This window comes from Methylobacterium sp. E-046 (genome assembly GCF_022829625.1).
In the GTDB taxonomy this organism is placed as follows: Bacteria; Pseudomonadota; Alphaproteobacteria; order Rhizobiales; family Beijerinckiaceae; genus Methylobacterium; species Methylobacterium longum.
On sequence record NZ_JAKSYP010000286.1, the window covers coordinates 16,360 to 35,828 of the forward strand.

21 protein-coding genes are annotated in these 19,469 nt (G+C 70.8%); 10 read left to right on the forward strand and 11 right to left on the reverse strand.

The features are described 5' to 3' along the window. Positions 1 to 79: 79 nt before the first annotated feature. Together MKK82_RS31110 and MKK82_RS31115 are read right to left on the reverse strand one after the other, a co-directional pair. A complete protein-coding gene (locus MKK82_RS31110; RefSeq protein ID WP_238292185.1) occupies positions 80 to 1,483 on the reverse strand; it encodes an ATP-binding protein in 1,404 nt (467 codons plus the stop codon). Then, on the reverse strand, positions 1,480 to 2,235 hold the full coding sequence (locus MKK82_RS31115) for a response regulator (protein WP_279603376.1): 756 nt from the start codon (positions 2,233 to 2,235) through the stop codon (positions 1,480 to 1,482). Before MKK82_RS31115 ends, MKK82_RS31110 begins: the two co-directional genes overlap by 4 nt. Before the next feature lie 129 nt (positions 2,236 to 2,364). On the opposite strand from MKK82_RS31115, the gene MKK82_RS31120 reads away from it, so the two are divergent. After that, a complete protein-coding gene (locus MKK82_RS31120) occupies positions 2,365 to 3,609 on the forward strand; it encodes an acyl-CoA dehydrogenase family protein (protein ID WP_243987900.1) in 1,245 nt (414 codons plus the stop codon). Positions 3,610 to 3,719: 110 nt separating this feature from the next. Then, the gene (locus MKK82_RS31125; RefSeq protein WP_238292180.1) at positions 3,720 to 5,606 is read left to right on the forward strand and encodes a glycoside hydrolase family 15 protein; all 1,887 of its coding nucleotides are present in this window, start codon (positions 3,720 to 3,722) and stop codon (positions 5,604 to 5,606) included. Between the two features lie 215 nt (positions 5,607 to 5,821). On the opposite strand, the gene MKK82_RS31130 is transcribed toward MKK82_RS31125, so the two are convergent. The 4 genes from MKK82_RS31130 to MKK82_RS31145 all read right to left on the reverse strand — a co-directional run bounded on the left by MKK82_RS31130 (position 5,822) and on the right by MKK82_RS31145 (position 9,713). After that, positions 5,822 to 7,336 carry a DUF2336 domain-containing protein gene (locus MKK82_RS31130; protein ID WP_243987901.1) on the reverse strand — a complete coding sequence of 505 codons (1,515 nt, stop codon included), beginning with the start codon at positions 7,334 to 7,336 and terminating at the stop codon, positions 5,822 to 5,824. Beyond that, the gene (locus MKK82_RS31135; RefSeq protein ID WP_238292176.1) at positions 7,333 to 8,412 is read right to left on the reverse strand and encodes a lytic transglycosylase domain-containing protein; all 1,080 of its coding nucleotides are present in this window, start codon (positions 8,410 to 8,412) and stop codon (positions 7,333 to 7,335) included. Before MKK82_RS31135 ends, MKK82_RS31130 begins: the two co-directional genes overlap by 4 nt. A 93-nt stretch (positions 8,413 to 8,505) precedes the next feature. After that, positions 8,506 to 9,135 carry a flavin reductase family protein gene (locus MKK82_RS31140; RefSeq protein ID WP_238292174.1) on the reverse strand — a complete coding sequence of 210 codons (630 nt, stop codon included), beginning with the start codon at positions 9,133 to 9,135 and terminating at the stop codon, positions 8,506 to 8,508. Between the two features lie 14 nt (positions 9,136 to 9,149). Then, positions 9,150 to 9,713, reverse strand: coding sequence for a nitroreductase (locus tag MKK82_RS31145; protein WP_238292172.1), 564 nt, complete (start codon positions 9,711 to 9,713; stop codon positions 9,150 to 9,152). Positions 9,714 to 9,932: 219 nt separating this feature from the next. On the opposite strand from MKK82_RS31145, the gene MKK82_RS31150 reads away from it, so the two are divergent. Then, the gene (locus MKK82_RS31150) at positions 9,933 to 10,853 is read left to right on the forward strand and encodes a hypothetical protein (RefSeq protein WP_243987902.1); all 921 of its coding nucleotides are present in this window, start codon (positions 9,933 to 9,935) and stop codon (positions 10,851 to 10,853) included. Between the two features lie 19 nt (positions 10,854 to 10,872). Here the strand turns inward: MKK82_RS31150 and MKK82_RS31155 are convergent, their stop codons facing one another. Next, positions 10,873 to 11,748: a DMT family transporter gene (locus MKK82_RS31155; RefSeq protein WP_238292218.1), complete on the reverse strand. Its 876-nt coding sequence runs from the start codon at positions 11,746 to 11,748 to the stop codon at positions 10,873 to 10,875. 277 nt (positions 11,749 to 12,025) lie between these two features. Between MKK82_RS31155 and MKK82_RS31160 the strand changes: the two genes are divergently transcribed. Continuing rightward, a complete protein-coding gene (locus MKK82_RS31160) occupies positions 12,026 to 12,427 on the forward strand; it encodes a PRC-barrel domain-containing protein (protein ID WP_238292168.1) in 402 nt (133 codons plus the stop codon). A gap of 159 nt (positions 12,428 to 12,586) precedes the next feature. Here MKK82_RS31160 and MKK82_RS31165 read toward each other — a convergent pair whose 3' ends face one another. After that, complete coding sequence (locus MKK82_RS31165) at positions 12,587 to 12,829, reverse strand: hypothetical protein (protein WP_238292166.1); 243 nt, start codon at positions 12,827 to 12,829, stop codon at positions 12,587 to 12,589. 275 nt (positions 12,830 to 13,104) lie between these two features. Here MKK82_RS31165 and MKK82_RS31170 point away from each other — a divergent pair, with 275 nt between their 5' ends. Together MKK82_RS31170 and MKK82_RS31175 are read left to right on the forward strand one after the other, a co-directional pair. Then, complete coding sequence (locus tag MKK82_RS31170) at positions 13,105 to 13,599, forward strand: phosphohydrolase (protein WP_243987903.1); 495 nt, start codon at positions 13,105 to 13,107, stop codon at positions 13,597 to 13,599. Positions 13,600 to 13,778: 179 nt separating this feature from the next. Then, a complete protein-coding gene (locus MKK82_RS31175) occupies positions 13,779 to 14,006 on the forward strand; it encodes a hypothetical protein (protein WP_243987904.1) in 228 nt (75 codons plus the stop codon). Positions 14,007 to 14,740: 734 nt separating this feature from the next. Here MKK82_RS31175 and MKK82_RS31180 read toward each other — a convergent pair. Continuing rightward, positions 14,741 to 14,917 (reverse strand): hypothetical protein, encoded by a 177-nt coding sequence (locus tag MKK82_RS31180; protein ID WP_243987906.1) that lies wholly within the window; start codon positions 14,915 to 14,917, stop codon positions 14,741 to 14,743. Positions 14,918 to 15,040: 123 nt separating this feature from the next. Here MKK82_RS31180 and MKK82_RS31185 point away from each other — a divergent pair, with 123 nt between their 5' ends. Both MKK82_RS31185 and MKK82_RS31190 read left to right on the forward strand, forming a co-directional pair. Next, positions 15,041 to 15,307, forward strand: a complete 267-nt coding sequence (locus MKK82_RS31185) for a hypothetical protein (protein ID WP_238292159.1) — start codon at positions 15,041 to 15,043, stop codon at positions 15,305 to 15,307. A gap of 229 nt (positions 15,308 to 15,536) precedes the next feature. Continuing rightward, positions 15,537 to 15,695: a hypothetical protein gene (locus MKK82_RS31190; protein WP_238292157.1), complete on the forward strand. Its 159-nt coding sequence runs from the start codon at positions 15,537 to 15,539 to the stop codon at positions 15,693 to 15,695. Positions 15,696 to 15,712: 17 nt separating this feature from the next. Here the strand turns inward: MKK82_RS31190 and MKK82_RS31195 are convergent, their stop codons facing one another. Both MKK82_RS31195 and MKK82_RS31200 read right to left on the reverse strand, forming a co-directional pair. Next, positions 15,713 to 15,865, reverse strand: coding sequence for a hypothetical protein (locus tag MKK82_RS31195; protein ID WP_243987907.1), 153 nt, complete (start codon positions 15,863 to 15,865; stop codon positions 15,713 to 15,715). 317 nt (positions 15,866 to 16,182) lie between these two features. After that, positions 16,183 to 16,617: a hypothetical protein gene (locus MKK82_RS31200; RefSeq protein ID WP_238292153.1), complete on the reverse strand. Its 435-nt coding sequence runs from the start codon at positions 16,615 to 16,617 to the stop codon at positions 16,183 to 16,185. Between the two features lie 553 nt (positions 16,618 to 17,170). On the opposite strand from MKK82_RS31200, the gene MKK82_RS31205 reads away from it, so the two are divergent. Together MKK82_RS31205 and MKK82_RS31210 are read left to right on the forward strand one after the other, a co-directional pair. Then, positions 17,171 to 18,112, forward strand: a complete 942-nt coding sequence (locus tag MKK82_RS31205; protein ID WP_243987909.1) for an NAD(P)-dependent oxidoreductase — start codon at positions 17,171 to 17,173, stop codon at positions 18,110 to 18,112. A gap of 938 nt (positions 18,113 to 19,050) precedes the next feature. After that, positions 19,051 to 19,446, forward strand: a complete 396-nt coding sequence (locus tag MKK82_RS31210; protein ID WP_243987910.1) for a sugar transferase — start codon at positions 19,051 to 19,053, stop codon at positions 19,444 to 19,446. Positions 19,447 to 19,469: the final 23 nt, after the last annotated feature.

Below are 19,469 nucleotides of genomic sequence, written 5' to 3' on the forward strand. Positions count from 1 at the left end.
ACGACGCTGCGGCAGTTTCGCGGATTCCCATGCGGGATCGCGCACCCGGCTCGGCGGGACGCGCGGCGCAGGGAGGGCGTCAGGCGGCCTCGGCCGGGAGCGGTGCGACCTTCAGCGGTCCACGGCCCGTGAGGGCTTTGGCGGCCAACGGAAGTTCGATCGCGGCGCAGAGGCCCCCCTCGCGGCAGTTCTCCAGCGTCAGCCGCCCATGATGGGCCTCGATGATGGCCTGAACGATCGAGAGGCCGAGGCCGAAGCCGCTCGCCTCGTTGAGATTGCGGGCCCGGTCGCCGCGCACGAAGGGTTGCAGCATCGCCTCGCGCTCGGCGTCGGGGATGCCCGGACCGGCATCGAGCACGCAGACCCGGATTCCCCGCTCGGAGGGTTCCATCCGGACATCCGCGCGGCCGCCATACTTCACGGCATTGTCCACGAGGTTCGTCACCGCACGCTGCAGCTCCTCGGTGCGGCCCTGGACGAGCACGTGGCGGCTGCGGCTGACGCTCACCGGCGCGCCGACATCCGAGAAGTCGTCGCAGACCGTTTGCACCACCGAGGCGAGATCCACGAGGCTGTGACTGTTCGTGTCCCGCGCCTGTCCGTCGCGCACGAAGGAAAGCGCGGCCTCGACGAGCCCGTTCATCTGGTCGAGGTCTCGGAGCGTTGCGGCCCGGGCAGCGTCGTCCTCGATGAATTCGGCCCGCAGACGCAGCCGGGTGATCGGCGTGCGCAGGTCGTGGCTGATCGCGGCGAGCATCTGCGTGCGGTCGTCGATCAGCCGGCGCACCCGCGATCGCATCCGGTCGAGGGCGCGCGAGACGGCCAGCACCTCGCGCGGTCCAGCCTCCGGCAGCGCGACGTGATCGTCCCGCGCGCCGAAGGCCTCGGCGGCGGCGGCGAGCCGCTTGAGGGGTGCCGTGAGGGCGCGGGTCGCCCAGACGCTGAGCAGCGCCAAAGTCAGCGCCAGGAACACGACCGTGAAGATCAGCGCCCCGTGCTTGGGACCGCGCAGCGGATCGTTCGGCAGCGTCGCCTGGAGCGTTGCCCCGGCCGGCGTGCTGATGCCGACATGAAGCCGCCCCGCCGCCCGCTCCGGATCACCGTCCGACAGGTCCGTGATCGTCACGGCTCGGCCGGCACCGTTGCGCAGGCGGCGGATCACCGGAAGGTCGGGGACCGGCTGAGCACCGGTCGGCACCGTCCCGTCCCAGGCCTCGACGTGGATGAGCGGCAGGCTGCGTCCGCTGAGGAGCAGCGCGGGCCGAGCCGCCGGATCGGCCGCATCGAGGAGTCGGACCAGCGTGCCCAGGCGGCTCGCCGCCACGCCCGGCAACTCGTCGGGATTCTGCGACTCATGGAGGAGCAGGAAGGCGACGGTCGCCACGACGTGCGCCAGCGCGATTCCCGCTACGACGAGCAGCGCGATCTGACCCGCGATCGTCGTCGGCCGGATGCGGGTCTGGAGGCGCCGCAGCCCGTTCATGAGCGCGTGACCTCGGGCGTGAACAGGTAGCCGCCGGAGCGGATCGTGCGGATGAATTCGGGATTGCGGGTGTCGCGCTCGATCTTCTGCCGGATGCGCGAGATCAGCACGTCGATGCTGCGCTCGAACGGTCCGGCGGCGCGACCCTGAGTGAGATCGAGGAGTTGATCGCGCGACAGGACCCGGCCGGGACGCAGGCAGAGCGCGTGGAGCAGATCGAACTCGGCGCCCGTCACGGCGATCCGCGCGCCCTCGGGCGACAGCACCTGGCGCAGGGACACGTCGAGGGTCCAACCCGAGAAGTGCAGCCGGCGGCGCTCGTCCGTGTCGGGCGCCTCGGCGGCGACCCGGCGCAGGATCGCGCGGATCCGGGCAAGCAGCTCCCGCGGATTGAACGGCTTGGCCAGGTAGTCGTCGGCACCCAGTTCGAGGCCGAGGATCCGATCTACATCCTCGGATTTCGCGGTCAGGATCAGGATGGGGACCTGCGAGGCGCCGCGCAGGCGCCGGCACAGGCTCAGCCCATCCTCGCCGGGGAGCATCAGGTCGAGGACGATCAGGTCGATCCGCGCTTCGGCCAGTGCGCGATCCATCTCGCTGCCGTCGCCAGCCAACGTCACGCGGCAATCGTTGCCGCGCAGATACCGCGCGATCAGGGCAGAAATCTCCCGGTCGTCCTCGACGACGAGGATGTGAGGTGTAGTCGGAGCACTCATCGCGAAGGAGTCTGCGTGCGTCTCGGCGTGCATCATCAAGCTATTATGACCCGATCCGACGTTTATTCGAAGGTGGTTGGCGGAACCAATTTGTAAGCGCGTGTTTCCCGCACGCGGCCTTACATTGAGACGCCGCCGCATGACGCCGCATGACAAGGGGGAACGATGACCGGATCCGAGGGCCGGAACGATCCGATCGCGCCGAAGCCGCCCGAGCTGACCTCGCCCTGGCGCACGCCCGCCCGGGCCGACCTTCAGGCGGAGGCTCGGGCGTTCGCCCGCGATACGGTGCTCCCCCTGGCGGATGAGCTCGACCGCCACAAGGCCGAGATGCCCCGCACGCTCATCGACGCCATGGCCGAGAAGGGCTGGTTCGGCATCACGATCCCGGCGGAGCATGGCGGCCTCGGGCTCGGGGTGTTCGAATACTGTCTGGTCTCTGAGGAACTGGCCCGGGCGTGGCTCTCGGTGGGGAGCATCCTGGCGCGGGGCCAAGGCCTGGGAACGCAAACCCTGGACGCGGAGCGCCGTTCCGACCTGCTCCGGCGCTCGGCCCGCGGTGCGTGGATCGGCTCGATCTCCCTGTCGGAGCCCAATGCCGGCTCGGATCTGGCCGGCGTCCAGACCCGCGCGGTGCGGGATGGCGAGCACTGGGTGCTCAGCGGCACCAAGCGCTGGGCGGGCTTCGCCAAGGGAGCGGACTTCGTCGAGGTCCTCGCCCGCACCCGCGAGCCGGAACCCGGCGAGGCGCGCTCGGCCGGCCTGGAGCCGTTCCTCGTGCTCAAGGAGCGCGACAGCTTCCCGACCGGCATGACCGGCCGGGTGATCGACAAGATCGGCTATCACGGCTTCCAGACCTTCGAGCTCACGCTCGACGGCGTGCGAGTACCTGAGAGCGACCGGCTCACCGGGCTCTACGGCGACCAGGGGGCGGACGCGGATGCCGGCGGGTTCGCCTCCGTCCAGCGGGGCCTCAACATCGCCCGGGTCCACACGGCGGCCCGGGCCGTCGGTGTGGCGCGCGCGGCCGTGGAGGACAGCCAGGCGTATCTACAGGAGCGGGTCCAGTTCGGTCATCCGATCGGCGACTTCCAGGCGCTGCGCTTCGCCCTGGCCGACATGGCCGCCGAAGTCGCCCAGGCGCGGGCCTACTGGCACCAGGTCGCCCACCTCCTGGATCAGGGCGAGCCGGCGGAGAGCGAGTCGGCCATGGTGAAACTTCTCGCCACCGAGATGGCGGTGCGCGTCACGAACCAAGCCATGCAGCTGCACGGTGGCAACGGCTACACCACCGAGCGCCGGGTCGAGCGCTACTGGCGGGACGCCCGCCTGACCACGATCTTCGAGGGTACGAGCGAGATCCAGCGGCGGATCATCAGCGACCGCATGCTGCCGCGTTCCGGGTCCTGACCGGACCTGCGGCGAATCGTCGAGCCGGACTCCCCGCCCGGCGCGGCCCGGCTACCTCACGGATCAGGTCTTGCCCGACGGAGCGGGCGACGCCGCCATCCGGAAGCCCCGTGTCGAAACCCATCAGCGACTACGCCCTCATCGGCGACACCCATTCCTGCGCGCTGATCGCCCGAGACGGGTCGATCGACTGGCTGTGCTGGCCTCGCCACGACTCACCGGCCCTGTTCGTGAAGCTCCTCGACGACGAGAAGGGCGGCACCTGCAGCATCGCCTTCGACGACGGTGCCGAGACGGACCGGCGTTACGTATGCGAGACCAACATCCTCGAGACGACCTTCACCACCTCGACGGGGCGCGCGCGCCTCGTCGACGTGATGCCGGTCAATCCGCCGAGCCCGGAGCCCGACGAGGGGCCGGACGGAGAGGGCGAGAGCCGGCTGATCCGCCTTCTCACCTGCGAGAGTGGCCACGTCAGCGGGGTCTTCCGGGTTCGTCCGACCTTCGACTACGCGCGCCGGTCCTGCACGCCCCTCACGGAGGGCGCCTCGGTGCTGTTCGAGGCCGGGGACTGGCGCGTGCGGGTCAACGCGCATCGGCAGCCGGATCTCGTCGGCGATGCGGCCGAGGTGTCGTTCCGCCTGTCCGAGGGCGAGACCGCCTACCTCGTCCTCACTCACGGCGAGGACGACGAGGATGCCTGCATTGACGATTTCGGCGGTGCCCAGAGCCGCCTGGAGGCGACGGCCGATTACTGGCGGCGCTGGAGTGCCCGCTGCACCTACCGCGGCGCCTACCGCGACGCGGTGATGCGCTCGGCCCTCTGCCTGAAGCTGCTGACCTACTCGCCCTCCGGCGGCATCGTGGCGGCCGCGACCGCGGGCCTGCCGGAGGCGGTGCCGGGCAACCGCAACTACGATTACCGCTTCACCTGGATGCGCGACGCGTCCTTCACGGTCACCGCCTTCGTGATGCTCGGCTACGTGCGCGAGGCTGCGGAATTCCTGCGCTTCCTGCGCGAGCGGGACGGCACCTACGGGCGCGAGACCCGGCTGATGTACGGGGTCGCCGACGGCATACCGCCGGAGGAGGAGCTCTCCCACCTCGCCGGCTGGAACGGCGTGGGGCCGGTCGTGATCGGCAACATCGCGGAGGCCCAGGACCAGCACGACATCTACGGCGAGCTGCTGAGAGCGCTGTGCGTCTTCCTGGAGGCGGTGGACTACGATCCGCCCGAGAAGGTCAACGACCGCCTCCCCGAGGTGCTCGACAACCTCACGGCCCGCGCCATCCGGCACCGGCATGACGCGGACCACGGGATCTGGGAACTGCGCACCGGACCCCGCCAGCAGGTGCACACCAAGGGGATGATCTGGGTGGCGCTCACCGATGCGGCGCGGATCGCGCGCAACATCTCGGGGGTCCCGGAGGAGAAGATCGCCGAGTGGGAGCGCGTCGCCGCCGAGGTCCGCGCGGAGTATCTCGACAAGGGCTGGAACGCGCAGAAGCAGGCCTACACCGGAGCCTACGAGTCCCATCACCTCGACGCCGCGGTTCTGCGGGTCGCCCTGTTCGCGGCGCTCGACCCCTCCGACCCGCGCACCCGCTCGACGCTCGCGGCCATCGAGCGGGAACTCGGCGCCGGCGACCTGATCTACCGCTATCGCATGGAAGACGGCCTGCTCGGCGACGAGGGCACCTTCACGGCCTGTGCCTTCTGGCGGGTCGGTTGCCTCGCCCTCGATGGGCGGACCGGCGAGGCCAAGGCCACCTTCGAGCGGCTCATCGCCCGCGGCAACGATGTCGGCCTCTTCGCCGAGGAAATCGACCCCGTCACCGGGGAGCAGCGCGGGAACACGCCGCAGGGATTCTCCCACATGGCCCTGATCAACGCGGCGCTCCGGCTGGAGAGCAGCATCGCGCGACACGGCCTGAACGAGGCCGGCGCGCAACCGGCGGATCTGCAACGGGCGGATCTGCAACGGGCGGCCGAGTAGCGGTTCGACCCCCGCCATCGCGGCGGGTGTCGCAAGGAAAACCCGGTCAGCGCCGAAGCCCCTCATCGCGGCACCGGCGGCCGGTTTCGCTCGCACAGAACGTCGGGATGCCGCGCCACGCGTCCCCAACATGCCCCCGGTCCGTCCCCGCGCCGTCGACACGCAGCCGACCTGCGGGATGGCCCCGACCCGTCAGGGATCCGGCCGCACCGCGATCAGGCCGCGATCCGAGCCGCCTTGGCGTCCGCGCCGATCTCCTCAAGCACCGGCGCGACCAAGCTGCGGCTGGCGCGGAAATGGTCCAGCAAGCTCTCGCCGAGGCCGTCGAGCACCGCGTCGGTGGCCGCCTGCTCTTCCGGGTCGACCGGTCGCTCGTCGGTCCGGTACCAAGCCAGGATCTGTTCCGGCAGCGCGTCGAGGATGGCGCCGACCGGGTTGTGCGTGTCCGCCGCGGGACCGGTCCGGTCCTCGACCAGTGCGACCGTCTCCGCCGCGCTGGCCGGAGCCTCGAAGGCGGTCCTGCGCTGGCTTTCGAGGGCTGAGCGCCAGGCGGCATCCGCGGCGTGGGCGTCGCGCCGGGCTGTTTCACGGGCCAAGGCCTCGGCCGCGATGCGTCGCGCCACCTCCCGGGCCTCGTCGCGGGCGGCCTCGGCTTCGTAGCGGTTCAGCAGCGCGAGGACCGGCTGCATATCCGCATCCGGCAGCGCGCCGCAGGCCGTAATGGCGCACTCGATGATCCGCCGCGACAGGCCGACGCCGCGGATGGAAGTCCCTCGGCAGGCGACGTCCTGCCAAGCGGAGAGAGCCGCCTGCATGGCCGGCAGGAGCGCGGGCGGCAGACCGGCCCGGGCGTGCACGTCGGCGAAGGTCCGAGTGTCGCGCATCGCGCGTGCGACCGCGGCATGATCCTGGCCGGACAGGTCGGCGAGGGCCGCCAGGGCGAAGTCGGTCCGGCCGGACAGGACGGCGCGCAGGATCAGGCCGGCGGTGAGCTGGCGGGACGTGCGGAGATGGGTCACGAGCCGGGCCACGCCGGCCGCGCCGAAACCCGCGCAGGCCTCCAGCGCCACGCGCTCGCCGGTCTCCCGGCTCATCCGGTCGCAGCGCTCGGCGCCGAGCCAGCCGCGGCGCGTGACGAAGTCGGACAATGCCCGCGCCACCGCGAGCCCGATCGCGTGATGGACTTCCGGCGGCAGGTCGGCGCGGGCCAGCAGCGCCTCGCGCAGGGGAGCTTCGGCGCCGCAGCGCTCGACCATGCGCAGCATCCGGCCGGCGGTGATCTTCGCCGTGGGGTTCTTCGCCAGCACCACCAGCGTTTCCAGATCGCCGATCTCGGCCAAGGCCCCCGACACCGCGTGCGACAGATGATGGCGCCCGGCGATGACGGCGCGCGTCGTCTCGTCGCCGAGCGCGGCGGCATCGACCAGATCCGCATCGGTGAGCACGGGTGAGCGCGCCAGCACGACCCGCGCGACTTCGGGAGCATCGCAGGACAGGGCCACCACCAGGGGACGCGGGGTCCGTGCCGAGGCCGCGCAGGCCTCGGCGAGTGCCCGGCGGACCACCGGCGAGGGATCGTCGAGGAGGGCCAGCAGCGCCGTTTTGGCCTCCCAGGCGTCGTCCGCGGTGAGGCCACCGTAAAGATAGGCCCGCGCCAGGGCGGCGCTGGCTTCGGCGCGTCGGCTCGCCGATGCGTTCTGCGTGAAGGCCAGGAACTCGCGGATGATCATGGACCGCTCCGGGGTGTGAACAGGCTGTTCCTGACGCCCGCCGTCGCGGGCGCCGCGGCGAATTCGGACGGGCGGCGGGGCGGCAGCGGCGGGTTGGCGAGGGCTGCCCCGGGCGGAGTCGCTGCGGCCGTGGGGAGAGCGCCCGTCGTCACCGGATCCGGAGCGTTGCCGGACGTCGGTTCGGAGGCGGAGCGCGGGAAGTAGGTCGGCGCGGCGTGCGCGGCCGGCTGGGCTGCGTTCCGGGCCTGCCAGAGGCGCGCCGCGGCATCCGAGGCCGTTCCGCGCTGGTCCGTCTGGAACAGGCTGCGCAGGTCGCCGGTACCCCCGAAGGCCGTCGCCGTGTTGGCATAGGCCGAGACCGCCTGCGGCACCGCAGCGCCGTCTTGGCGCAGACCGGTGAGGTCGGTGGCGGTCGTCCCCTGCGCGGCTGCCGCGAGGCTGGCGTAGAGTTCGGCGGCGCTGCGCGGCCGGCCCGCCCGGTCGTAGAACAGGGCGCGGTTGGCTGCGGCCGCGTCGGGAAGATCGAGGGCGGCGGCGCGTTCGGGGAAGGCGCGGGCCGTCGAGATCAGGGCGGCGGCGCCCTTCGCACCCAGCACGTGCGCCGCGTAGAGGTCGCCCGGGGTCGGCTCGCGGCCGAGCGCCCCGGAGAGGGCCTCAGCGTTCTTTTGGGTCAGGGCGCCGGCCAGTGTGGCGGAAACCTTGGGATCCCGGCGCAGGTCGAGGATCGCCTGCCGCTGCCCCGCGTCGGGGACCGCGTAGGTGCCGTCCGACTGGCGGGTGATGGCATCGGCCTGCGCCTGGAGGCCGAGCCGCGGCCCGGCGTTCTTCATGACGCCCAGCCAAGTCTGCTCGATGAACTGGAAGAGGCCGGTCGCCGACGATGTTCCCGCCTTCGCGGCGGGGTCGAGGGCCGATTCCCGCCGGGCCGTCGCGAGCAGGTAATCGAAGCCGACGCCGCTCGCCACCGCCCCCTCGCGGATCGCCTGGACCACCGGCCCGGAGGCGGCCGTCCCAGGCTGCACCCGCGCCTGGGGCGGGGCATCGGGGGGGCTGGAGGGAGTCGTGAACAGGAACATCCGCGGGGCGCGCAAGGGGGCTGAAGACCACCCGAACCTGCGCCCGCTATGGTAAATAAGTCCTCAATCGGCTTCGGCCGGCTTGGTCCAGGTTCAGGACCCGGTGAACTCGCCCGCCCCCTTGGGGCGGCGCATCTGGAACCGCGTCTCCGCGGTGGCATGGAAATAGTCGAAGTATCCGCCGCGCATGATCGGATGCATCGCCGCGGTGTCGACCATGCCGTCCGTGACGAAACGCTCGTCGACGTAAATTGACACCACCTGTCCGATCACCAGGAAGTTGTCCGGCTCACCGCCACCGAGGGGCACCAGCGGCACGGTCTGCAGCCAGCGACATTCCAGGGCCGCCGGCGAGGCCGCCACCCGGGGCGGGCGCACCTTGCGCGAGGGGGCGGTCTCAAGCTTGGCGAAGGCGAACTCGCTCTGACCCCGCGGCAGCGGCGCCGAGCTGTCGTTCATCCCGTCGCGCAGGTCCCAGGTGGCGAGGCTGCAGACGAACTCCGCCCCCTCCTCGGCGAAGGTCATCGCGTCCTTGCGGCCGGAGGACGAGAAGGCGACCATGTCGTCGGCCACGGCGTTGAAGAACGAGTAGGGCGCGAGGTTGAGCTTGCCCTCGCGGCTCATGGCGCTGATCCAGCCGATCGGGCGCGGCGCCACGATCGCCTTCAGCGGGTTGTGCGGGAGGGCGCGCGCCTCGCGCGGCACGTCGAGATCGTAGTGCACGGCCGGGAACCCTTTCAGAGGAAGGTGACGATCTCGTCCAGCGCCGGGCGCGGCCGGTCGGACGGTATCTCGCGCGCCCGGCCGATATGGATGAAGCCCGCGAGCTTCTCGGTCGGCGCGAGCCCCAGCGCGTCGAGCACCCGGCGGTCGTAGGCGAACCATTCCGTCAACCAAGAGGTCGCGAAGCCCGCGGCATTGGCGGCGATCACGAGGTTCATGGCGGCGGCCCCGACCGAGAGCACCTGCTCCCATTCGGGGATCTTCACGTGCGGCCCCGCCCGCGACACCACCGCGATGGCGACGGGGGCGTGGCTCAGCCGGCCGCGCTCCTGAGCGAGGCGGTCGGACGACGCGTCCGGATTGTCCGCCGCGAAGGTCGCCGCGATGGTCTCGCCGATCCGCGCCCGCGCCTCGCCGGTGATCACGATGAAGCGCCAGGGTGCAAGCTTGCCGTGGTCGGGCACGCGGGAGGCCACCGTCAGGATCGCTTCGATCTGCGCGCGGTCCGGTCCTGGGCCGTCGAGCAGCGGCGGCGGCACCGAACGGCGGGTCTTCAGGAGGTCGAGGGTGGCGATCATGCGCTCCATCCCGGCATCGGGTTCTAGCGGGATGTGGCATGCGCGGGGCGCAGGTGGAAGTGCGGCCTGGGCAGGCGGCGTGGACGGGCGGCCTTGCCGCCGCCACGGTCCGGATGCACAGGCAGGGCCGACGATCCGCCTCAGGCCGGTACGACCGTGCGCGGATCCGCGGCGCGGCCGGTGCTTCGCGTCGCCGCGAGGATGTGGAGGGTTCGAGGGATGCGCAAGGGGCTTGCCGCGACGACGTTGGCCGGTCTCGTCACGGTCCTGCTGCCCGGCCTCTCGCCCGCGCAGGAGCTGTTCCAGAACCGCCTCGGCGGTCCCCTGCCCTCGCCCTCGATCACCAGTCCGAACCTGCCGCCCGCCATGCCACCCGCCGAGCCGGAGGCGCAACTCTCCCTGTCGGCCCTCCTGGCGGGACCCGGCGTGCCCCTGCGGCAGGGGCTGGCGTGGCGGATCTACGAGGATCGCGGCGACGGCACCCGACCGTCGATCATCGCCCGATCCGTCGAGGCGGAACCTCATTTCACCCTCGCGCCCGGGACCTACGTGGCGACGGTCACGTACGGCTTCGCCAGCGCTTCGAAGCGGATCGTGATGGGGGGGCAGCCGGCCACCGACACGCTGCGCGTCGCGGCCGGTGCTCTCAAGCTGTCGGGGGCCGTGGGCGACCAGAAGATCGCGCCCGCGCAGGTGACGTTCTCGGTCTTCGTGCCCGTGGGCACCAATTCCGAGGGCCGCCTCGTGCGCACCGGGATCAAGACCGGCGAGATCCTGCGCCTGCCCGAGGGGACCTACCACGTGGTCTCGACCTACGGAGAGTCGAACGCGATCCAGCGCGCGGATCTCCGCGTCGAGAACGGTAAGGTGACGGAGGCGACCCTGAACCACCGCGCCGCCACGGTGACCCTGAAGCTGGTGGCCGCCCCCGGGGCGGAGGCCTTCGCGGGGACCGCCTTCTCGGTGCTGACCCCCGGCGGTGACACGATCCGCGAAGCGATCGGGGCGTTCCCGCAGGTGACCCTCTCCGAGGGTGACTACGTGCTGATCGCCCGGCACGACGGGCAGGTCTACACCCGCGAGTTCAAGGTCGAGAGCGGCCTCGATCGCGACATCGAGGTTGTGGCCAAGTCGAGCTGAGGCTTCCCGGCCTCCGCGGTCAGGCGAAGCGCCGGGCGAGCGCGACGCAGGCGGCGACCGCGACGGCGGCGCCGATCATCGCCGGCTCGATGTGCTCGCCGAGCACGAGGGCGGCGACGCCGAGCCCGAGGAACGGCTGCAGCAGCTGCAACTGACCGATCGCCGCGATCCCGCCCCGCGCCAGCGCCCGGTACCAGAACACGAAGCCGATCAGCATGCTGAACAGGGCGACGTAGGCGAGGCCGGCCCAGGCCGGCATCGGGATCGCGGCGGGGTCGGAGGGCGCCAGCGCCAAGGCCAGCGGCAGGCTGACCGGCAGCGACAGAACGGTCGCCCAGGCGATGACCTGCCATCCTCCGAGCCGCCGTGCCAGGACACCGCCCTCCGCGTAGCCGAGGCCGCACGCCAGGATCGCCGCGAGCATCAAGGCGTCCCCGGGGCCGGGCTGGCCGTCGAGGCCGCGGGCGGCGAACGCGACGGTGACCAGCGCGCCGCAGAGCGACAGCAGCCAGAAGGCCAGCGACGGACGCTCTCCTGAGCGCAAGGCGCCGAACACGGCCGTGGCGAGGGGAAGAAGCCCGACGAAGACGGTCCCGTGCGCCGCGCTCACCGTGCGCAAGGCGAGCGCCGTAAGCAGCGGGAAACCGACCACGACACCCGCCGCCACGATGGCCAGCGCCCGGAAGTCGCTCCCGCGCGGCCGCCGCTGCCGGAAGACCAGCAGGGCGGCCGCCCCGGCGAGACCCGCCAGCGCGGCCCGCGCCGTGCTGAGGAACAGCGCATCCATGCCGGTCAGCGCGAGGCGCGTGGCGACCAGCGAGGCGCTGAAGATGGAGACGCCGATCAGGCCGTCGATCCAGGCGCCGGGAGCGCCTGCGCGCGCCGCCGCCGTCATGCCCGATCCGTCCGTCACCCGCTCCTCCCCGTCAACGTCCGGAGGTCCATGCGCCCGGAGGCTCGCATCGGCCAGGGACGCCGGCCCGCGGCTCGGACGATCTGTCCTGGCTGCCGGGCAGTACGGTGGTCGAGCCGGGTCGGCGCGCACCTGGCCCCCCCGTCCGCCGATCCGTGCAAACGTTCCATGTTCCGCGCATTAACATTTCTGCCAGAAGCCGGAACGATGCCGAACGACGGGGCTTACCTGCCACCCATTCGGGACACTGGAGATCACCATGCGCCGCCTCGTCATCGCCACCCTTGCCGCCGCAGCCCTCGCCGGCCCCGCCCTCGCCGCCAACGAGGCGACCCCGCCGACCGTCGCGCCGAAGTTCGAGTCCGTCCCGCAGGATGCCGTGCTGAGCTACAACCTGATCGGGCTCAACATCACCGATGCGCAGAACAACAGCGTCGGCGAGATCAAGGACCTCGTGATCGACCACGAGAAGCTCACCGGCTACATCGTCTCGGTGGGTGGCTTCCTCGGGATGGGCGAGCGCTACGTCGCCGTGTCGCCGTCCTCCATCGCCCTTGGCTACGACGCCGACGCCAAGAAGTGGAAGGCGATCATCGGCGCCACCAAGGACCAGCTCAAGTCGGCCCCCGAGTTCAAGTACGACGGCAAGTTCAAGCGCTGATCCGCGAGCCACACCGCCTATCCGCCGGGGGCTGGTCGATGCCGCCCCTGGCGACCACGTTGTCCGCGCGGGCTCGACAGCCTGCATCGGTGCGGGAGCTGCAGGTCTCCGCGGCGCGCGGGAAGGGTTGACGGGTCGGCCGCGACCGAGCCGCGCCCGTTAGGCGTCTGTCCCGAGCGCCTCGCGCGCCATGCGGGCGACGAGGGCTTCCCGCTTGGCCTGTTTCAGGACGATGCGGGCTGCCGCACGCGCGTTCGCTGCGCGGAGTTCGGCCCGCGGACCGCCGTCGCGCAGGGTTCGCCACGCCAGGGCACGGAACCACTTGGCGTTGGCCAGGGCGGCGGCGCGGCGGCTGATCGGCCCACCGACATCGAGCGGCTTCTCTACTGTAACGGACGCCATTGGCTCAATCCTGGACTGCGAGTCGCCGCTTGTCCGTTTATGAGACAGCAAATGGCGATGGCACATGAACTGGGCAATAGTTCTGCCAGTGATAACGGCCTGACGGATCGGTAAAATCCGTCATCCTCAAAACGTGGGACGCCGGCGCCATTGCCCTGGTCCGGAACCGCGCTGCCGGCCCGCCGATCGGGAACGTCGCCGCTCCGGAATGCTTGATCGAGACCCGGGGTCGGTGGGGCGCCGTCCCGCGTCGACACAATCCACGGGAGGGTCGCGTGTCGACGATCTTCGATGCTCATACCTTCGCCCTCACGGCGCATGCGGGCCAGATCGACAAGGGCGGCGAACCCTGCATGCGCCATCTGGAGCGCGTCGCGAACGCCGCTTTGGCCCGGGCCGGCCATGCCCGACTCATCGACGGGCTCGACATCGACCCCATGCGAGTGATGCAGGCGGCCCTCCTTCACGATGTGCTTGAGGACACACCGCGGACCGCCGGTGACCTGCGCGCCGCTGGTTTCTCCGCGGAGGTGGTGCGGACCGTGACCCTGCTCACCAAGCCGGCAGCCAGGACGGCCTACTCGGAGCGGATCACCACATTGATCGGATCCGGAGACCTTGCGGCCTTGCTGGTGAAAATGTCCGACACCGAGGACAATCTCTGTCCGTCCCGGATTCCAAACAACGCCGCCTTCCTGCGGGAGCGCTACGCCACCGCCTTCGCGCGACTGAAGGAGGCCGCGGCCGCGTCGGGCTACACTGGACGTTGAGCGCGCGTTGCGCTGGCCCGGATCAGGCCTTGGCGGCTCTCCGGAACTGCGATGAAGTCTCCGGGTTGGCCGAGCATGCACCCGTCGTGCGCGTTCGACCGTCCGCCGGGCGGCATCGGCTTCGAGTCGACGGGGACGAGGCATCTTTGGAAAGCGGATCGCATTACAGCAGGATCGGAATGAGCACTTCGAAGAAGACGCCCGCCGCCGATCGTCATCACGGCGGCCCGGGCAGTTCCCATCAGGATGCCTCGAAGCCGCAGTCCGAGGAGCACCACGGTCCGGCGCCGGGCAGCCCGACCAACGACTCGAAATCCCACGTCTCCGGCGGGGGCGGTGAGCGTGACAGCCATCATAGGCACAGCACCAAGGGCCAGGCCCCGGACCGGACCGACCGGTCCCACTGACGGGCGGCGGCATGCGGCTGCGAATCTGCCAGCCGCTTCAGGTGCAGCCTCTATCGCCGACGGGTTCACCCTCGATAGCCAGGGGGCGAAACCCGCTTCCTGGTCTTTGAGCGGCGGGCCGATCGGCGCCGGCCACGCAGGCCGCCGGGAGTGGCGGGTGTCCGGAGCCGGTTCCCAGCCGGCGGTCGAGCAGGCTCCGACCCGTCCCGGGGGCGGAACGGTATGCGGACAGGAACACGGAGCTGGAGGATTGGCCGTGATGCCGACGTCTCACTCGCCCACCACGGTCAGCGCCGAGGGCCGCCACGCACGAGAACGCGGCGATCCGATCACCGCGAACCCCTATCCTGAGGGGTCGGATGCTCACCGGACCTGGGAGCGCGGTTATCAGATTCCCGATGCGGAAGCCCACGAGACTTCGGCGGCGGCAACCGACGGGGGCGCCGAGCCGACCGCGTCGTGAGCCGGTCTCGGAAGTGCGAGATCAGCGCCCCGCCGCCGACCCATGAGGAGGCCATCGAGGATCTGCCAGGATCCGGCGGTGTGCTGCGCGAAACCCAACCGGCCGTAAGGGTCGAGCACCCACGCGGGCCACGACGATGGCTGTGACGGCGATACCGGCGGCCAGCGCGTCGCCGCTGCGCTGGCTCACGGGATCATCGTCAGGACGCAGGCGGTCCTCTGGCGCTACCGAGCCAAGCCCGTCCGGGCACGCCCGGGCGCCCCCGGCCAAGTCAGCTGATTCTGAGGACGGGTACGGCCAGGAGGCGCATCAGGGCCCTGGTGCCGGTCACGATCAGGGCTGCCCGGATCGGCGGGCCTGGAGCCTTGTTCAGGCGCGCGTTCGCGCCAGCCTGGACGGTGTTGAGGATCGCGGTCGCGGCGGCGATCAACGCGATCAGGAACGGCATGCCGGAGGTCCGCCCGCGTCGCCCATGATGCGGACCGAGGAACAGCCGCTCCGGCGAGGGGTTCCCCGTCGGACCGGACGCGGCGCCTTCGGCCCGACGGCCGGCACACGAGGGAGATACGCCATGACGCTCACCAAGAAGCTCATCGTGCTCGCGGCAGCCACTGTGCTCGCCGCCAGCCCCGCCCTGGCGGCCGAGAGCGGATCCGGCGCGACCAGCCGTTCGGGCACGGCCGACAAGACCGGTCCCAACGACGCCGGTTCCGGTGCCAGCCCCGGCGCAGCGGGCAGCGGGCCGACCACCGGCAACATGAGCCGCTCCGGGACCACCAATAGCACCGGCGCCAACGACGCGGGGTCCGGCTCGAAGCCCGGACCGGGCGGTCGCTGAGCGCGCGCTCCAGGCACGACCGAGACAGGGCACCCGGGCCTGCGGCTCGGGTGTTTCCCCGCGATGTCCGGACGCGGCGGCGCGAGGCTTATCCCAGCGACGGCAGGGCCTTTTCCTGCGCGACACTGTCGAATCACACCGGTCGGGTTCGCAGCCGCCCGGGACCCGGCGGAACGCTCGTCGGCAGGCGGCGATTCTCGCTTCAACTCAATCGATCGCTGAGGGAACGATGCCGGCCACGAAATGGATCGCCCTCCTGGGAATCATGCTCGTCGCGCTTGCCGCCTGCGACGACAAGCAGGCGCAGAACAACACGCCGACCAAGCCCGATTCCACCAAGATGGAGCCGCAGACCGACCAAGCGGCTCCGAACTCTCAGAAGCGCTGATCCGGCCGCACGTCCGCCTACCGGATCGTCGGCGCTTCGGCGTCCACGGTGGAGGGTGCCGTCGCGGATACGAAGGGTGCGGCAGCGCCGTAGCCGCGGACGGTCTCGGCGATCCAATCCTCCAGCACATCGGCGACCCGGAACGCACCCCCGAGGATTGCATACATCACGTCGCGCATCGCCCACCCCCTTAGCCTTCGCTCCGCTTCGGCGTTGAATCCGAACCGCGGCGGTCAAACGAAGTGCATGGGCAGGGCGCGATCCAGCGCCTCCACGAAAGTCCCCGCCAGAACCGCGACGGTAACGGCGGCAACGGCGGCGGCGAGCGAGAGGCGAGCGGTGAGTGTCATGGGAAGTCTCCATCAGGTCCGCGACTGTGTTCGCGGTGTGACCCTGATGTAAGCCCAAGCTTTGCCGGCCGGCGTGTCCCGGCACACCTTTTGATCCGCGATCCCAGGCGTGTCATGCGGCAGGAGGGCGACGACCCCTACATCGGCGCGTGGATGCGTCGGTTCCGGGGCGTTCGACGTCGGAGTGGGCCATTCGGCCGGTCAGGCTGCTTTACGGTGGCCGCAAAGCGCCCGACCTCGATGTCCGTGCCCAGCACCTCATTCGCGGCAGCTCCGGCCGCCTCGACCACGCAGCGTACTCGCGCGGTCTGGACTGCGAGGGCTTTCATCTGGATCGGTCCGATCCTGAACACCTGCACCGCGGAAGCGATGGCGCCGGTCTCCGTCCGCATACCGAGTTGCGGGATGGCCGCCGAGAGGTCGCCCGAGAGCAAGGCCACCACCGGGCGTACCACTTCGGCGGTCCCGATGCCGGCCAGGAATTTCGGGTCGGTGGCCTGCGTGGGCCGGCTACCGGATCGGGAGTGCTGGTCGCGGCCATCGCCGGGCGTCGGGGCGACTGCTGCCGCCAAGCGCCGTCCCGTGGGATCGAGGACGCTCCCGACGCCATCCGGTCAGATCCGATCGTCAGGCGCGGATCGGGCGCATCGCCCGCGGCGGTGCCGTGCGGTCACCATCAGTGACGCGACAGCGTCGTGAGGGCGATCCCGCCGGCGAAGCACGGGCTCGCGCTCCGGGCCACGGCGCGATCGCTGTTCGGACCGTCCCGATGCACGGCGGCGACCTGCGAGAGCGGATGGACGCTCTGCCAGACCGTAACGGCGATGATCCGGAGACCTTCGAGGATTGCAGGCGGTGCCGGCGCACGGATCGGTCCACAGCCTCGCCCCGCTTCGCGCGCGACGCGGCGACGACCGTTTCCGGGCGTATCCGGACGCTGCGCGCGCAGTGGGCTGGATCGGCCCATCGCGCGTTCGCGTTTCCCGCCGCGTGTTCCGGTCCTATGACGGAGCGGTTACCCGGTCGCAGCGACGGGCGGGCCGTGCAAGGGCCGGATCTCACCGCCCTGCCCGCCTCCGGATCCCGGCTGGCCGGGCGCCGGTGACCAGAACAAGGATTCGACGCATGCCGAAGGTCGTTATCAGCGAGTTCATGGACGAGGCGGCCATCGCCGCCGACCTCCGCGGCTTCGACACCGTCTACGATCCCGCCCTGGCGGACCGTCCCGAGGCGCTGCTACTGGCCGTTGCGGATGCCGACGCGCTGATCGTGCGCAACCGGACGCAGGTTCGCGCCGACCTGCTCGCAGCCGCACCGGGGCTCAAGGTGATCGGTCGCCTCGGCGTCGGCCTCGACAACATCGACGTCGCGGCTTGCACGGCCCGTGGCATCGCGGTCTACCCGGCCACCGGGGCGAATGACGACGCGGTGGCCGAGTACGTCGTCGCGGCGGCGCTGGTGCTCCTGCGCGGGGCCTACGGGGCGACCGCCCGCGTCGCGGCGGGCACGTGGCCGCGCAACGCCCTGATGGGAAGGGAGATCGGCGGCAAACGGCTCGGCCTCGTTGGATTTGGTGCCATCGCTCGCCAGACGGCACGCCGCGCCGCCGCGTTCGGCATGGCGATCTCCGCGCACGACCCGTTCCTGGCGGCCGACGATCCAGCCTGGAACCCGCCGCACGGTCCCGTGCGGAACCTCGCCCTCGATGCGCTGATCGCGCGGAGCGATGTCCTGTCGCTGCACGTGCCGCTGACCGCCGAGACCCGCCGCCTGATCGACGCGGACGCCCTCACCCGGATGCCGCGCGGCGCGATCCTGATCAACGCGGCGAGGGGTGAAGTCGTGGACGGCGCGGCCGTGGTGGCGGCGCTGCGCTCCGGCCATCTGGGCGGGGCCGCGCTCGACGTGTTCGACCGCGAGCCGCTCGATGCGCAAGCGGGCGCCGTGTTCGCCGACGTGCCGAACCTGATCCTGACGCCGCACATCGCCGGCGTGACCCAGGAGTCCAATGTGCGGGTCTCGGTCGCCACCGCGCGTGCCGTGCGCCGTCACCTTCTCGAACGCTAGTTCGGCTCCGACCTTGCGCCGTACATCCGGGCGCACGTATCCGAGTGCTCCGACGCAGGGCACCGGATCGGAGCGAAGGCCGCGATGATCTGATCGGTCAGGTGACGTCTTCGAGCCGCGGACGTGGCGCCGGGTACATCCGTCGCAGTCGAGCTGGCGACGAGGCTCCGCGAGACTCCGTGATCGGTCGGCCGGGCGAAGAGGCGACAGGTGCTGTGCGCGGCATCGGCCGGTGCACGCGCGCGGACACGACACCGTCGTTGCCGCCGACACGCAGGCCCACGGGGTCGATGGGGCTCCGGGGCCGGCAACGCCTTCCGGTGTCGCTCGATATCGCGCGACCGCAGCGCCCTTGCGGCTCGGGTAACCGGTCACGAATGCGTCAACGGCCGTAGGCGGCGGGGGCGTTCGACGCGGTCAGTCCGGGGCGACGCATCGCTCCCGTTAGAGGGCGCCCAGTGCCGGCACCGCGGTCTCAGTCGCCGGCTGCCGAGAAGCCGGCCCCGCTCGCCGCGACGGCGGGCGCCGACCGTCGCATCTTATTTTGAAACGGTTTCGGACCTTCGATCGTTCTTGGGTTTGGTGCTGTGCAAAAACGTCGGGGTCGACGTCTTCGATATGTCATGGGGGCCGGCTCTGAACCGCGCGCGCTCTGGCGGCTTCGGTTCACAATGAGCGCCTCATTACTCGGACATAACTGATCATCGGATCAGATACCGAGCAAAATTCAGTACAAACTACCTAGCGCGGGTACGTGCGGGTTGTTTTGCTGCGTCGACTGCGCAGCTTTCATCCTCTAAACTAGGTATACCAGGCCGGTTATAGAGGGTGTAAAGGCCCGATATATTGAGTTGCAGAGACTGTTTTTGCGCGTTATGAGCGGTGCAACAACCATTCGTTAACCGCTCGCCATTGGCCTCACCGAAGGAGCTGAGACCGTGCTGACCCGTGCAGAGCCTCCCACCGCCTCCGAATTTGTTGCAACGCAGCGTAAGAATGAGGTGATCGAGCAGGTAAGCGAGGCGGCGGAAGTTGTGGCGGGAACCGTCCTTCCGCAGACGCCCTTCGTGGTTGGCGGCCTGCGTCTGGACTGGGCGGCCAAGCGGAGCCTGGACGTCGGCGTGGCGGTGACGGCGCTGTTCGTGCTTCTGCAGCTGCTGCTGCTGATCGCGGTTCTGGCCTGCGCCGGCGACCGGCAGGCGCCGATCTACCGGCACATGCGGCTCCGCCGCGACCGCCGCCGCTTCGGCCGCCTGCAGTTCCGCTCGACGGTCACCGACGGCGAGGCGGTGCTGGCCGGGCACCTGGCGGCCAGCCCGGGGGCGCCGGCGTGATGGGCGGAGACGCGCAAGGCCCC